This window comes from Halogranum gelatinilyticum (genome assembly GCF_900103715.1).
GTDB lineage: Archaea > Halobacteriota > Halobacteria > Halobacteriales > Haloferacaceae > Halogranum > Halogranum gelatinilyticum.
This window is the reverse complement of record NZ_FNHL01000003.1, coordinates 233484-247218: the sequence shown is the minus strand read 5'-3', so window position 1 is coordinate 247218 and position 13735 is coordinate 233484. Positions and strand designations below refer to the sequence as shown.

General features: G+C 66.4%; 12 protein-coding genes. 6 read left to right on the top strand and 6 right to left on the bottom strand.

Annotated elements, in window-relative coordinates; translation table 11 throughout:
• Nucleotides 1–36 precede the first annotated feature (36 nt).
• The 3 genes from BLR57_RS12570 to BLR57_RS12560 all read left to right on the top strand — a co-directional run bounded on the left by BLR57_RS12570 (nt 37) and on the right by BLR57_RS12560 (nt 2666).
• Entirely contained in the window at nt 37–1404 is a 1368-nt protein-coding gene (locus tag BLR57_RS12570) for a glycerate kinase type-2 family protein (RefSeq protein WP_089698004.1), read from the top strand.
• A 65-nt stretch (nt 1405–1469) separates the two neighbouring features.
• Nucleotides 1470–2102 carry an ArsR/SmtB family transcription factor gene (locus tag BLR57_RS12565; RefSeq protein ID WP_089698002.1) on the top strand — a complete coding sequence of 211 codons (633 nt, stop codon included), beginning with the start codon at nt 1470–1472 and terminating at the stop codon, nt 2100–2102.
• Nucleotides 2103–2195: 93 nt separating this feature from the next.
• Entirely contained in the window at nt 2196–2666 is a 471-nt protein-coding gene (locus BLR57_RS12560) for a bifunctional nuclease family protein (RefSeq protein WP_089698000.1), read from the top strand.
• Between the two features lie 180 nt (nt 2667–2846).
• Here the strand turns inward: BLR57_RS12560 and BLR57_RS12555 are convergent, their stop codons facing one another.
• From BLR57_RS12555 to BLR57_RS19440, 3 genes are all read right to left on the bottom strand, one after another.
• Nucleotides 2847–3305 carry an acyl-CoA thioesterase gene (locus BLR57_RS12555; RefSeq protein ID WP_089697999.1) on the bottom strand — a complete coding sequence of 153 codons (459 nt, stop codon included), beginning with the start codon at nt 3303–3305 and terminating at the stop codon, nt 2847–2849.
• Nucleotides 3306–3384: 79 nt separating this feature from the next.
• Nucleotides 3385–4464 carry a S1C family serine protease gene (locus BLR57_RS12550; protein WP_089697997.1) on the bottom strand — a complete coding sequence of 360 codons (1080 nt, stop codon included), beginning with the start codon at nt 4462–4464 and terminating at the stop codon, nt 3385–3387.
• Between the two features lie 79 nt (nt 4465–4543).
• A complete protein-coding gene (locus tag BLR57_RS19440; RefSeq protein ID WP_089697994.1) occupies nt 4544–4789 on the bottom strand; it encodes a hypothetical protein in 246 nt (81 codons plus the stop codon).
• 82 nt (nt 4790–4871) lie between these two features.
• Here BLR57_RS19440 and BLR57_RS12540 point away from each other — a divergent pair, with 82 nt between their 5' ends.
• From BLR57_RS12540 to ileS, 3 genes are all read left to right on the top strand, one after another.
• A complete protein-coding gene (locus tag BLR57_RS12540) occupies nt 4872–5330 on the top strand; it encodes a DUF7992 family protein (protein ID WP_089697993.1) in 459 nt (152 codons plus the stop codon).
• A gap of 37 nt (nt 5331–5367) precedes the next feature.
• The gene (locus BLR57_RS12535; RefSeq protein ID WP_089697990.1) at nt 5368–5943 is read left to right on the top strand and encodes a hypothetical protein; all 576 of its coding nucleotides are present in this window, start codon (nt 5368–5370) and stop codon (nt 5941–5943) included.
• 72 nt (nt 5944–6015) lie between these two features.
• The gene (ileS, locus tag BLR57_RS12530) at nt 6016–9153 is read left to right on the top strand and encodes an isoleucine--tRNA ligase (RefSeq protein ID WP_089697988.1); all 3138 of its coding nucleotides are present in this window, start codon (nt 6016–6018) and stop codon (nt 9151–9153) included.
• A 164-nt stretch (nt 9154–9317) separates the two neighbouring features.
• Here ileS and BLR57_RS12525 read toward each other — a convergent pair whose 3' ends face one another.
• The 3 genes from BLR57_RS12525 to glpA are packed head-to-tail and all read right to left on the bottom strand — an operon-like array spanning nt 9318 to nt 13610.
• Nucleotides 9318–10595, bottom strand: a complete 1278-nt coding sequence (locus BLR57_RS12525) for an anaerobic glycerol-3-phosphate dehydrogenase subunit C (RefSeq protein ID WP_089697986.1) — start codon at nt 10593–10595, stop codon at nt 9318–9320.
• Complete coding sequence (glpB, locus tag BLR57_RS12520; RefSeq protein WP_089697984.1) at nt 10592–11857, bottom strand: glycerol-3-phosphate dehydrogenase subunit GlpB; 1266 nt, start codon at nt 11855–11857, stop codon at nt 10592–10594. Before glpB ends, BLR57_RS12525 begins: the two co-directional genes overlap by 4 nt.
• Complete coding sequence (gene glpA / locus BLR57_RS12515; protein WP_089697981.1) at nt 11847–13610, bottom strand: anaerobic glycerol-3-phosphate dehydrogenase subunit GlpA; 1764 nt, start codon at nt 13608–13610, stop codon at nt 11847–11849. Before glpA ends, glpB begins: the two co-directional genes overlap by 11 nt.
• Nucleotides 13611–13735: the final 125 nt, after the last annotated feature.

Sequence of the window (13735 nt, the reverse complement as noted above, 5' to 3'; positions counted from 1 at the left end):
GACGCGCTTTTGTCCTTCCACCGTGTCCCGGCGGATATGACCATCGAGAACGCCGCCGACCTCGGCGGCACACCCGCCCGAGACACCGCACTCGCCTGCATCGAGGCGGGCATCGAGGCAGCCCACCCCGAACAGGTCGTCCACGACAGCGTCGCGCTCGACGGCGACACGCTAACCATCCAGAGCACAACATACGACCTCGCGGACTACGACCGCGTGCTCGTCGTCGGCGGCGGCAAGGCGGGCGGCGGCGTCACGACGGCACTCGAAGCCGTCCTCGGCGACCGCGTCACCGACGGCGTCGTCGTCACGCGCGACCCCGAGGAGACCGAGTTCACTCAGATCGTCGTCGGCTCCCACCCCGTCCCGGACGAGGCGGGCGTCGAGGGCGCCCGCCGCATCCTCGACCTGCTCGACGGTGCCGACGAGCGGACGCTGGTCCTCGGCGTCATCACGGGCGGGGCGAGCGCGCTCCTCGCCGCGCCGGTCGAGGGAATCTCACTCGCTGACCTCCAACAGACGACGACCGAACTGCTGGAATCCGGGGCCGAAATCGACGAGATCAACGCCGTCCGCAAACATCTCTCGGCGGTCAAGGGCGGCCAACTCGCGCGTGTCGCCGCACCCGCCACCGTCGCCGGACTCGTCTTGAGCGACGTCGTCGGCAACGACTTGAGCGTCATCGCCAGCGGGCCGACCGCGCCCGACAACTCGACGTTCGCCGACGCGCTCGACGTGCTCGACCGCTACGACATCGACGCGCCCCAGTCGGTCCGCGACCGACTCGAAGCGGGTGCTGCGGGTGACGTTCCTGAAACTCCTCGCGCCGACGACCCGGTCTTTGAGCGCGTGACGAACCACGTGCTCGCCGACGGGTTCACCGCCCTCGACGCCGCGCGGTCGGTCGCAGCGGAGCGGGGGTACGAACCCTGTATCCTCTCGTCCCGCGTGCGAGGGGAGGCCCGAGAGGCCGCAAAGAGCCACGTCGCGGTCGGCGAGGAGGTCGTCGCGACCGGCAACCCCGTCTCGGCCCCTGCGGTGGTGCTCGCGGGCGGCGAGACGACGGTCACCATCCGCGGCGGCGGTCGGGGCGGCCCGAACCAGGAGTTCGCGCTCGCGTCGGCCATCGAACTCGCGGGGACCGGATCGGAGATCGCTCTCGGTGCGGTCGACACCGACGGCCGCGACGGCGCGGTCGACGTGGCCGGAGGGTTGGTCGACGGCGAGACCGTCACGGATCTCGGGGCAGCACGGGCGGCACTCGCCGACAACGACGCCTTTCCGGCACTCGAGGCGCGGGACGCCATCGTCCGCACCGGCCCGACGGGGACGAACGTCAACGACCTGCGAGTGCTCGTGGTCGAATCGGGCGAATCGGGCGAATCGGGCGAGTCGACCGAGTAGCTGGCAGCGAATTGGGACTTCTCGCGAGCAACAGGTTTGTCTACTCTGACGGTGTATCGGGAGCCATGGCGAAGCTCTTGCCCTCCAGCCCGGACGTCTCCGCCGTCGAGGAGACCGAACCACGCGTCATCGGCGTCGACAGCGACGACGCCGACGACATGCTCTCGGCGCTCTCGTCGACGACGGCGCGGAAACTCCTCACAGAACTCCACGACGAGCCGGACTCCCCGTCGTCGCTCGCCGACCGCCTCGACACCTCCCTGCAGAACGTCCAGTACCATCTCGGTAAACTCGAAGCCGCCTCGCTCGTCGAGGTCGTCGACACCGTCTACTCCGAGAAGGGTCGCGAGATGAAGGTCTACGCCCCCTCGAACCGGCCGCTCGTCGTCTTCGCGGGGCGCGAGCAGGACTCCACTGGTCTCCAGACCGCGCTCAAACGGCTGCTCGGCGGCTTCGGGATTCTGGGCTTTACGAGCCTGTTCGTCCAGTATCTCCTGAGCGACGGCGCGTGGTTCAGCTTCGGCGCGCCCGCGGGCGGCGGCGACGCCGGGAGTGCGGCGACGGCCGAAAGCGTCCAGATGGCCGCCGACACGACCGCGACGGCGACGGCTGCCGGACTGCCGCCCGGCTTGCTGTTCTTCCTCGGCGGGGCGTTAGTCCTCACTCTCGCGTTCGCCGTGTGGTACGCACGGCGCTGAACGGTCTCACTGACTGGTTCCCGAGCGGTTTTGGACGCGCTAACGACCACGGTCGGGAGTAGGTATTCATACCCGCGAAACGAACTCGGTAGCATGGACCACACTGCCGAGGTAGAGGGCATCGCCGTCGGCATCGGCCCCGACGGGGCGAACGTCCCGGCGGTGGTGCTGTCGGCACGCGGCGAGTACCTCCCCATCTTCGTCACCGGCGATCAGGCGCAGGCGATTCAGCTCGGTCTCTCGGGTGAGAGCTTCGAGCGACCGCTCACACACGAACTGCTCGTCGAGATGGTGACGGAGTTCGGGGGAGCTATCGACGGCATCCGTATCGACGACCTCGCCGACGGGACGTTCTACGCGAAGATCGACGCCGAGCGGTACGAGAACGGCGAGCCACGGCAGTTCGTCTTCGACGCCCGGCCGAGCGACGCCGTCGCGCTCGCGGTCCGGGTCGACTGCCCCATCACCGTCTCCGACGAGATACTCGACAGCGCGGGGCGGCCGCCATCGGCGGTGGACCTGAGTGGCAGCGGCGGACAGGACGAACGCAACGACTGGGATTAGTCCTCGAACTCGAACCCGGTGGCGTGGTACTCTTCTGGCGTCCGAAGTCGAGACCAGCGTACTGTCGACGCTGTCGCGCGTCGAGTTTCAGCCGCAAGAGACAGCGTGCGATACTGGCGAGTCGGTCCGAGCGAGTCGGTCTGAACGTAGTGGTCGGAGAGCGTCGGAGTCGACAGCGAGTCAGGAGTCGCCGTTTCTCATGTTCTTCGCATCCTCCTGTGCGCGCCGCTGGAGTTCCGCGCCCTCGTCGGTGTCGAGGGTGAGATCAGGGACGGGCGTCGGTTCCAAGTTGTCGTCGATAGCGACGTAGACGAAGTGCGACTCGGTCGTGAGTTCGCGCTCGCCGGTCTGGGGGTTCTCGCGGTAAGCTTTGATGCGGACGCGGATGCTCGTTCGACCAGTCTCGTAGGCGTACGCCTGGATGAGTGCTGATTCGCCCCGCGGGATGGGCTGGACGAAATTGACCTCCTCCATCCGGGCGGTCACGCAGGTCATCTCCGCACACCGCATCGCCGAGAGCGCGCCGACGACGTCCATCCACTTCAGGACGTTCCCCCCGTGGGCGACGTCGTAGTTGTTCGTATGGTTGGGCTGGACGAGATGGCGGTTCTCGATGTAGGTGTCCATCAGGTCGGTCATGCCGGGGGCTTTCCGGGGCGGGCAGATGAGCCTACTGGATGGGGCATGGCCGTCCGTGTCGCCCGCTCTCTCCGCCGAGTCAGGGAGTCGGCCGCGCGTCGAGTGTCACCTCGACCGTCTCCTCGGTTCCGTCTCTGAGGACGGTCACGGAGACGGTGTCGCCGGGGCTGGTCTCCAAGGCGAGATACGAGCCGAGATCGGCTTGCGTCCGGACCGCCGTCCCGCCGATGCCGACGACGACGTCGCCGCCGACGGGGACCGCAACCCCGTTGATGACGGTCTGTTCGTCGCTTCCACGAAGAGTTCCGTCGGCGGGACCGCCGTCGACCGCTCGGACGATGATGATGCCCCGAGCGCGGTCAAGTTCGTTGGCCTCGGCCACGAGCGGCGAGACTTCCTGCAACTGGACGCCGAGATACGAGTGCCGATAGCGTCCACGCTGAATCAGCGTCGGAACCACGCGCTCGGTGAGTGCCGCCGAGATGGCGAAGCCGATGTTGTCGCCCCCGCCGGAGTTGATGACGCCGACGACGTCGCCGTCGAGGGTGACGAGCGGGCCGCCGCTGTTGCCGGGGTTGACGGCGGCGTCGGTCTGGACTGCGTCGGCGATGGTGAACCCGTTGGCACTCGGGAGGCCTCTGTCTTGCCCGCTGACGATGCCCGCCGAGACCGACCCACCGAGGTCGAAGGGCGCGCCGAGCGCGACGACGCGGGTACCGACCGGTGGCTCGCTCGCGACGAACGGCAGCGGCTCGGCGTAGTCGGGGACGTCCGAGACACGGAGGACAGCGAGGTCGCTGTAGACGTCGGTGCCGACGACGTCGGCGACGCGCCACTCGCCCTCGCGGAACCGGATGCGGACCTCGGAGCCGCCGTCGACGACGTGCTCGTTCGTGACGAGATGGCGGCCGTCGAACACGAAACCGGACCCTTGCCCGCCCGGCCCGTCTTCGGTGTAGACCCGGACGAGGACGACGGAGGGGATGGTCTCGCGGTAGACGCGTGTGTAGGGACTCGCCGCGGCGTCGTTGCCGACCGCGGGTTCTGTCGTCGCCGTCGACGCCGCGGAGCCGTCCTGTGTCGGTGCAGCACAGCCAGCCGCGGCGACGGCGGCGGCACTCCCGAGTCCCGCGAGAAACCGGCGTCTGCTCGTGTTCATACGTCGGAGTTGGCTGTCAGACGGATAAGCTTCCCGCGCGCTCGTCCACGGTCACGACGACGGCGTGGCTGCTTGGACGCTACGACTCGTCGGTCCCGTCGACAGCGTCGGTCTCGTCGACAGCGTCGGTCCCGTCGACCGTGTCGGTCTCGTCACCCTCGTCGGCTTCGTCGCCCTCGTCGACACTGTCGAGTCTCGCAGCGCGCGCTCGTATGGCGGCTGCGAGTTCGTCGTCGTCGACACCGGACTCCCGAGCGCTCTCGATGACTTCGTCCAGTGCATCCTCGAAGAGTGCGACGGTCTCGATGTTCCGGTTCGTTATCATCGTCCCTATATTCGGCTGAACGAACATAGTGACTCCGGCCACCCCGACGAGCCTTTACCCCTCCCTACCGTCAGGACAGGATATGCCCCTCGACGTCGAGACACCCGAGCCGCCGCAACTGGAGGAGATCGACCCCAACGAGTACGAGGACGCCGAGGTCGTCGGCGACACCGACTACCGCCGCACCGAACTCGAGAGCTTCCTCGCCGACGGCGCGTGGGACCAAGCGTTCGACGAGTGGGCCGCCCACACCGACGTGACGGCCGAAGAGTGGGCCATCGTCCTCGACCTCGACCTGCTCACGCAGTTCGACTTTTTCTGGGATGATTTTGCAGACAGAGTCGGCTACCACGCCCCCGGTCTCCCACAGGACTGGAAGGAGCGCAAACTGCATCCCGACCTCACGAGTTGGGGGCAGGTCTCCTCGATCAACGCGGGGTTGACCGAACTCGGGCAGGTCGTCTCGGAGACGCTCAAGGACGACTACATCGACTGGGAGGCCGAGTACGAAGCACCCGACGACCTGCCGGATTTCGGCTGAGCGGTAGACTCTTGTCGTGTCGGAGTGCTGATTGCTCATGCGCAGACGTGCCCTCCTCGCCAGCGTCGCCGTCGCCACCACGTCGCTCTCCGGGTGTCTCGGTACCGCGTACCGTCCAGTCGGTGGTGACGTTCGTTCGGACTTCGGCAGTTCACACCTCCACCTACACGACGACCCACTCGTCGAGGGGGGACTCGGCGACGACAACGACGCGCAGTTTCACACTCGACTCGTCGTCTCGCCGGAGACTGCACCGACGTTTCTCCAGTCCTCGGACGCCGAGAGCCCGGGACACTTGCAGAACCGAGTCGCTGACGCCGACTTCGACAGTCAGTTCTTCCTCCTGTTCGAGGCTCGGATGTCCCACGATGCGGCGTATCACGTCCACACTCGGCTCTCGCCGGAACCGAACTGGACCGGCTGGTCGACGCTCGGTATCCCGCTCGAAACTGACTCGGCGACGGACGTCGCAGACGAGTACTATCCCGACGCTGACGAACTGGTCTGTACGGCACTCTACCGTTACGAGTCGGCGTCGTCGCCAGGTGCCGCCGAGGTGACGCTCTACGACGAGGACGGTCGGATCAGGGCGGGGCCCTTGCGGACCGACTGACCGGCCGACGACTTCGACACCCGCGCGTGCAACACCACCGTTTTGATATATGCACGGCCAGTTCCACCCAGTATGGAGGATATCAGCGACCAGTACACCCCCGAGGACGTCGAGACCTCGGCCGAGGCGTACTGGGACGAGCACGACGCCTACGAGGCGACGAAGGAGGCACACGCCGAGGACCCCGCCTTCTTCTTCGTCGACGGGCCGCCGTACACCTCGGGGCAGATGCATCTGGGGACGGCGTGGAACAAGACGCTGAAGGACGCGGTCATCCGGTACAAGCGGATGACCGGCCACCGCGTGACCGACCGCCCCGGCTACGACATGCACGGACTCCCAATCGAGGTCAAAGTCGAGGAGGAACTCGGCTTCGACTCGAAGAAGGACATCGAGGAGTTCGGCGTCGAGGCGTTCATCGAGGAGTGTAAGCAGTTCGCCGAGCGCAACCGCGAGAACATGGACGGCGACTTCCAGTCCATCGGTGCCTGGATGGACTGGGACAACCCCTACGAGACGATGTCGCCCGACTATATGGAGGCGACGTGGTGGGCGTTCCAGAACGTCCACGAGAACGGCCTCGTCAAGCAGGGCAAGCGCGCCATCAACCAGTGTCCGCGGTGTGAGACGGCCATCGCCGACAACGAGGTCGAGTACCACGAGATCGAGTCGCCCAGCATCTACGTGAAGTTCCCCCTGAAAGCGCAGGAGGGAAACCTCGTCATCTGGACGACGACGCCGTGGACCATCCCGGCCAACACCTTCGTCGCCGTTAGCGAGGAGATGACCTACCAGAAGGTTGCGGCGACCAAGAACGGTGAGCGCGAGGTCCTCTACCTCGCAGAGCCGTGTGTCGAGGAGGCCCTGAAGAAGGGCCGCTACGACGACTACGAAGTCCTCGATGAACTCCCCGGCAGCGAGATGGTCGGCTGGGAGTACGACCACCCGCTCGCCGAGGAAGTCCCGGACTACGCCGACTTCGAGGGTGCCGGACAGGTCTACACCGGCGACTACGTCGAAGCCGACCGCACGGGTCTGGTCCACTCCGCACCCGGCCACGGTCAGGAAGACTTCGAGCGCGGACAGGAACTCGGTCTCGACGTCTTCTCGCCCGTCGCTGGCAACGGCGACTTCACCGCCGAGGCGGGCAAGTACGAGGGGACGTTCGTCCGCGACGCCAACGACGACATCATCGCCGACCTCGACGCGAAGGGACTGCTCCTGCACAGCGGGACGCACAACCACCGCTACGGCCAGTGTTGGCGCTGTGACACGGACATCATCTTCCTCGCGACCGACCAGTGGTTCATCACCATCACCGACATCAAGGAGGACCTGCTGGACAACATCGACGAGAGCGAGTGGCATCCGCAGTGGGCCCGTGACAACCGCTTCCAGAACTTCGTCGCCGACGCGCCGGACTGGAACGTCTCCCGCCAGCGTTACTGGGGCATCCCGCTTCCCATCTGGAAGCCGCAAGGCGAGTCGACGCCGGACCCCGAAGACCTCATCGTCGTCGGCACGCGCGAGGAGCTCGCCGAGCGCGTCGACCAGGACGTCGACCCCGAGACGATGGACCTTCACCGACCTGCCGTCGACCCCCTGACCATCACCGAGGACGGCGTCACCTACGAGCGCGTCCCCGACGTGTTCGACGTCTGGATCGACTCCTCCGTCGCCTCGTGGGGCACGCTCGACTACCCCGGCAACACCGAGGACTTCGAGGAGCTGTGGCCCGCGGACCTCATCATCGAGGCCCACGACCAGACCCGCGGCTGGTTCTGGTCGCAACTCGGGATGGGTACCGCCGCAGTCGGTGAATCTCCCTACAAGGAAGTCCTCATGCACGGCTTCGCCAACGACAAGGACGGCCGGAAGATGTCCAAGTCTGTCGGTAACATCGTCACGCCCGAGGAGGCCATCGAGCGTGCGGGCCGCGACCCGCTCCGCGCTTACCTCCTGAGCCACGACCAGCAGGGCGTCGACCTCTCGTTCGAGTGGGACGGTCTCGCCGACATGCAGTCGGGACTGAACATCTTCTGGAACGTGTTCCGCTTCCCGCTGCCGTATATGCGACTCGACGGCTACGATCCGGCGGACGCAGACCTCGACGACGGCGAACTGACCGTTGTCGACCAGTGGATCCTCTCGCGGCTCCAGAGCGTCAAGCAGGAGATGGCCGACGCGTGGGACGACTACGAGATCCACGAAGCGCTCAACACGCTCTTGGACTTCATGACCAAGGACGTCTCGCGCTTCTACGTGAAGGCCATCCGCGAGCGAATGTGGGAGGAGGAGGACTCCGACTCGAAGCGCGGCGCGTACGCCACGCTCTCGACGGTCCTTCTCGAATCCGTCAAGCTCATCGCGCCGTTCACGCCGTATCTCGCCGAGGAGATGTACCAGCATCTCGACGGGAGCGAGACGACGGTCCATATGCTCGACTATCCGACGGTCGACGCCGACTACCACGACCCCGACCTGGAGACGAACATGGCCGTCCTCCGGAGGGTGGAGGAGGCCGCCGCGACCGCTCGTCAGCAGGGCGGCCGTAAGCTCCGCTGGCCCGTCACGCGGGTCATCGTCGAGAGCCAGGATGAGGAGGTCACCGACGCGATGCGCTCGCTGGAAGACCTCTTCCTCGAGCGCGTCAACTCGCGGTCGCTCGACGTCGTCGAGCAGTTCGACGAGCTCGTCGAGCACGCCGATCCGAAGATGAGCGTCATCGGGCCGGAGTTCGGCGGGCAGGCCCAGAAGGTCATGCAGGCCGTCGAGGGCAAGCCTCGCGCCGAGGTCGAGGCCGGTATCGACGTCGACGGCGAGACGGTCGCACTCGACGACGAGATGGTCGAGTACCACGCCGAGCCGCCGGAGGGCATCTCCGGCTCGGACTTCGAGGGTGGCAGCGTCTACGTCGACACGACGCTGACCGAGGACATCGAAGCTGAGGGCTACGCCCGCGACATCGTCCGGCGTGTCCAGGAGATGCGCAAGCAGCTCGACCTCGACGTCGAGGAGACCATCCGGACGCGACTCGATGTCGCCGACGACCGCATCGCCGGCTTCGTCGACCAGCACCGCGAGTTCATCGCCGAGGAGACGCGGACGGCCGAGTTCGTCGACGGCGACGACGGCGAGTTCGACCTCGTCGAGGACTGGGACGTCGAGGGCGTCGACGTGACCATCGGCGTCGCGCGGACGAACGAGTAGCAGGGGCAGTCGGACGACTTCGATTTTTTTCGAACAGCCGACACGGTCTCGCGGGTGATGCGGCTCACGGGAGGTTGTGTCGGACTGTCGCAGGACGCCCCGTGGTGGTGGTTACAGCACGCTGGGCAGGCGTGGTCCTGTCCTCGGTGAAAAATATATGGCCGTCAGACCAGCGCTTCTTCGAGCAGCTGGAGCGGGTGGCGAATCTCGTAGCCGGTCCCGTGTTCCATCTGCATCGAGCAGGTCGGACACTCCGTCATGCCGACGTTGCCCTCGGCGTGGTTCATGTGGTCGAACATGTCCTCGCCGATAGCCATCGACTTGTCGTACTTCTCCTCCTTCCAGCCGTAGGTCCCCGAGATGCCCGAACAGGAGTCACCGACGTCCTCGATGGTGATCCCGTCCAGCTCCCGGAAGAGTTCGACGGCCTGCCGGTCGAGTCCCTGATTCCGGGCGTGACACGGCGCGTGGTAGGCGAGCGACTGCTCGGAGACCGAGGCCTCGTCGATGGCACCCTGGATGTCCTCGTGGATGCGGAGATACTCCAGTGCCTCGTAGGTGTGGTTCGAGATATCCTCGATACCGTCGATGTCGAACAGTTCGGGATACTCCTGGCGGAGCGACATCGAACAGGAGGTACAGGAGGCGATGACGTCGTAGCCCTCCGGGATGAGGCCCTTGAAGTTCTCGGCGTTGATGCCGGCGGCCCGTTTGGCGTCGTCGAGCATCCCGTTCGCGAACATCGGCGTCCCCGAACAGCGCTGTTTGGGGACGACGACCTCGTAGCCGAACTCCTCGAAGACGCGAACCATCGCCTTGCCGACCTCCGGCGTGTTGAAGTTGGAGTAACAGCCGTGGAAGTAGGCGACGCGCTTCTCTTCCGAGCGAACCTGCGGCCCGCCACGCTCGTCCCACCACTCGCGGAAGGTCTGCTCGGCGAATTCGGGGAAGTCGCGTTCGGCCGTAATCCCGAGCACCTTCTCGTTGATCTGCTGGACGACCGAGTTGCCCATGACCGCGTTGGTGAGGCGGGGGACCTTGCTACCCAGCCGGGCGAGTGTGTTGTAGTTCGCGAGGATGCGGTTCCGAACGTACTCCCGCGAGAGCTTGTCCATCTCCTCGTCGACGTACTCCGCTCGCGCGGTGTTGTGCATCTGCGAGAGCGGCACCGACGACGGGCAGGCGTCGTCACACCGCATGCAGTTCGAACACGACATGATGGAGTCGTCGACGGCCTCGTCCTCCTTGCGTTTCAGCCGCCACTGCTCCGGGCCTTGGAACTTCGGCCCGGGGAACTCGTCGTCGACCTCGGCGACCGGACACGCCGTGTCGCACGTGGTGCATTTGTAACAGTTGTCCGCTCCCGGGCGGAGGTCCATATCCCCCGACTCGGGGAACACCTGTACCGGTTCGAAACTGCCTGGGTCTGCTGCGTCACTCATTGAGTAGCCTCCGTTCCTGCGTTTCGGCCCGCCACGAGTCCCGTGGCGAGTGAGATGCCGCTGCCGCTCTTCTCGGCGGCGAAGTCCGCGCCGCCGACGATACCGCCCGCCGCCCGCAGGTTCGCGAACTCCACGTTGCCTTCTGCGTCCGTCGGCCGCAACTCGTCGTCCGGGACGACCCCGAACTTCGCGAAGGGATGGTCGCCGAAGGCGTCGAGGTCAAACCAGTCGTACCGGTCTTCGGAGTGCGGGATGTGACAGCCGAAGATGGGTTCTTCGACGGCCTCACGCGAGGACTCGATGCCCTTGCCGACGAGACCGCCCGTCGCGAGCACGACCTGTTCGGCGTGATACGGCGTCTCGCGACCCTTCTGGTCGACGAGCACTGTCGTAATCCGCTCGCCCGACTCGTCGGTCTCGTAGCCGACGGCAGGGTTGCCCGCCGAGATGCGGACGCCCGCCTCGTCGAGCGCGTCGAACAGCGCGTCTTCGAGGCGGAGACCGGCCAGACTCGGCGGTCCCATCGGGACCTCGAAGACGTCGACGCCGAGCATCTCCGAGAGGGACTCCCGCACTTCCTCGTTCTTCACGTCGCCGAGGAGTGCCGGGAAGCCGACGCGCTCGGCCCCGTCGAGATGCGATTCGACCGTCTTCGCCAGCCGTCGGCGGACGCTCTTCTCGTCGTTGTCGAGTGCCTTCGCGAAGCGTGTCACCTTGGCGTCCGCCCGGAACCGCTCCGGAAACTCGACGGTGACGCCGTCGACGTCGAACGGGACGCCCGCCGCCCCCATGTGGTCTGCGGCGAGCGGCGCGTCGAAGTCGGGCAGCGACTCGAAGCCGACGAGCAACATGTCGCGGTCGTCGCTCGCGAGGCCGTGTCGCGCCGTCTTCGGATAGCGAGCAGTGGGCTTGACCGTCCCGCCGTGGGTCGGCAGGAGGGCGTTGGTGTCGGTGTGACCGCCGAGGTAGAGGTCGCCCGCGACCTCGTCGAACATGGCGAACGCCTCGCGGACGGCGTCCTCGCCGACGATGCTGTACGGATGGTTGTCGGGGAGTTCGCCGAGCGCGTCGTAGGGGTCTGCGACTGGCCCGTCGCCGTCGGGCGTGTAGCCGAGGATGTCGATCAGTCCGCTCGCGAACCGCATGGTCGACTTCTTGTAGGTCACGAGCCGGACCGACGCGCCCGTCTCGGCCGCCGAGAGCGCGGCCGACGCGCCGGCGATACCGCCGCCGACGACGACGACGTCCTCGCTAATCGGCACGGTTGCCTCCCTCGTCTCGGCTGTCCGTGGCCGAGCCGCCATCTGCGACCGCGGTGCCGCTACTCTCGTCGCCACCGACGGAGCCGGGACCGGCGTCGAACGCGCCGAAGTCGACTTTCGAATCGAGTTCGGCGGGGTCGCCGTCCTGGTTCATCGTCGTCGCGTGCAGCGCGTACTTCAACATCGCCTGCGAGAGCTGCGTGCCCCACAGGGCGTGTCGCTCGCCCTTCCACCGTTCCTGGTAGAGTTCGTGGTACGCCTCGCGGGCGACTTCTTCGTCGTACGCGGGGCCGAGTTCGTTCGCCATCTGCTTGCAACAGAACGCGCCCTGACAGTTGCCCATCGAGGCGCGCGTCCGGATGCGGACCGCGTTGAGGTCCGAGCCGGAGCCCTCGATGGCGTCTTGAATCTCCGCCCGGGTGACGGCCTCGCAGTTACAGACGACGGGGTTCGGGCCGTCCGTCTTCAGCACTTCGTCCGCGCGCGAGCCGAGCCGCTGGGCACTCCGACGGCCGATGGGCGAGCGCAGCCCGAACTCCTCCATGTAGTCGCGGAGGACGGTGAAGTCCTCGCTGCCGGGCAGCGGCACGTCGGCCGTACGGCACTCGGCGTCGATCTCGAACTTCTCGCAGACGTGGTCGGAGATCTGCTCGGCCATCATGCGGTAGGTGGTGAGCTTCCCGCCGACGATGGAGGTCATGCCGGGCAGGTCGTCACGCTCGGAGTGGTCGAGCAGGAAGAACTCCCGCGTAATGTCCGTCGGGTCTTCGGTCCCCGTACCCGGTGGCTCGTAGAGCGGACGGACGCCCCAGAAGGAGCGAATCGTCCGGGCGTCTTTGAGCATCGGCACGAGTTCCGAGAGGGTGTCGATCATCAGGTCGACCTCCCAGCCCTCCTCGGGGTAGTCCTCGGGGTCCTCGACCTCTTCGTCCGTGGTTCCGAGGATGCAGGTCGTCTCGTGGGGGACGACGATGTCGGCGTCGCCCTTGGGCCGACAGCGGTTGATGACGGTGTCGACCTGTCGGGTGTTCATGATGGTCATGACGCCCTTGGAGGGTCGGACTTCGACGTCGACGCCGGCCATGTCGCCGAGCTGGCCGGCCCACGCGCCCGTCGCGTTGACGACGTAGTCGGCGCGAATCTTCTCCGTCGTCCCGGGGGTCTTGTGGTTGCGCGTGCCCGGCCCGGAGTCGTGTTCGACCTCGACGCCGACGACCTCGCCGTCCTCGACGAGCACGTCGATGACTTCGGCGTGGGTCTCGATGCGCGCGCCGTGCTGTTCGGCACTGGCCGCGTTGGCGACGCAGAGGCGGAAGGGGTCGACCGCGCCGTCAGGTACGCGGATGGCGCGCTTGATGTCCTTGGCGAGATAGGGTTCCATCTCGCGGGCCTCCTCGGCCGTGAGGACCTCGGCGGGGATGCCGCATTCGCGGCAGCCGTCCAGCTTCTGCTGGAAGTACTCGTCGTCGTCCTCCGGCCGCTGGACGAACAGCCCGCCGGTCATCTCGACGCAGTGGCTCGCGATCTCCCGCAGGACCCGGTTCTCCTCGATGCACTCTTTCGCGCTGGCCTGGTCGGAGACGGCGTAGCGTCCACCGCTGTGGAGGAGGCCGTGCATCCGCCCGGTCGTCCCGTGTGTCAGGTTGCCTTTCTCGACGAGCGTCACGTCGAGTCCTCGCATCGCGAGGTCTCGGGCGATTCCACACCCCGTGGACCCACCCCCGATTACGGCGATATGTGGTGTCGATACCATCGGCTATGTCGGCGAATAGGAGCGCACACACTTCATTTTACCGCTGAACCCCACTTTGCCAGTAAATTTAATTGGTAATCATGAGTGTGTCACGGAACCATGGCTGATGATTTCACGCATGGTAT

Coding starts and splice junctions, on each gene's coding strand:
- BLR57_RS12570 (WP_089698004.1), top strand. CDS start 37: ATGACCATCGAGAACGCCGCCGACCTCGGCGGCACACCCGCCCGAGAC.
- BLR57_RS19440 (WP_089697994.1), bottom strand. CDS start 4,789: ATGATAACGAACCGGAACATCGAGACCGTCGCACTCTTCGAGGATGCA.
- BLR57_RS12540 (WP_089697993.1), top strand. CDS start 4,872: ATGCCCCTCGACGTCGAGACACCCGAGCCGCCGCAACTGGAGGAGATC.
- BLR57_RS12550 (WP_089697997.1), bottom strand. CDS start 4,464: ATGAACACGAGCAGACGCCGGTTTCTCGCGGGACTCGGGAGTGCCGCC.
- BLR57_RS12565 (WP_089698002.1), top strand. CDS start 1,470: ATGGCGAAGCTCTTGCCCTCCAGCCCGGACGTCTCCGCCGTCGAGGAG.
- BLR57_RS12555 (WP_089697999.1), bottom strand. CDS start 3,305: ATGACCGACCTGATGGACACCTACATCGAGAACCGCCATCTCGTCCAG.
- BLR57_RS12535 (WP_089697990.1), top strand. CDS start 5,368: ATGCGCAGACGTGCCCTCCTCGCCAGCGTCGCCGTCGCCACCACGTCG.
- BLR57_RS12560 (WP_089698000.1), top strand. CDS start 2,196: ATGGACCACACTGCCGAGGTAGAGGGCATCGCCGTCGGCATCGGCCCC.
- glpA (WP_089697981.1), bottom strand. CDS start 13,610: ATGGTATCGACACCACATATCGCCGTAATCGGGGGTGGGTCCACGGGG.
- BLR57_RS12525 (WP_089697986.1), bottom strand. CDS start 10,595: ATGAGTGACGCAGCAGACCCAGGCAGTTTCGAACCGGTACAGGTGTTC.
- ileS (WP_089697988.1), top strand. CDS start 6,016: ATGGAGGATATCAGCGACCAGTACACCCCCGAGGACGTCGAGACCTCG.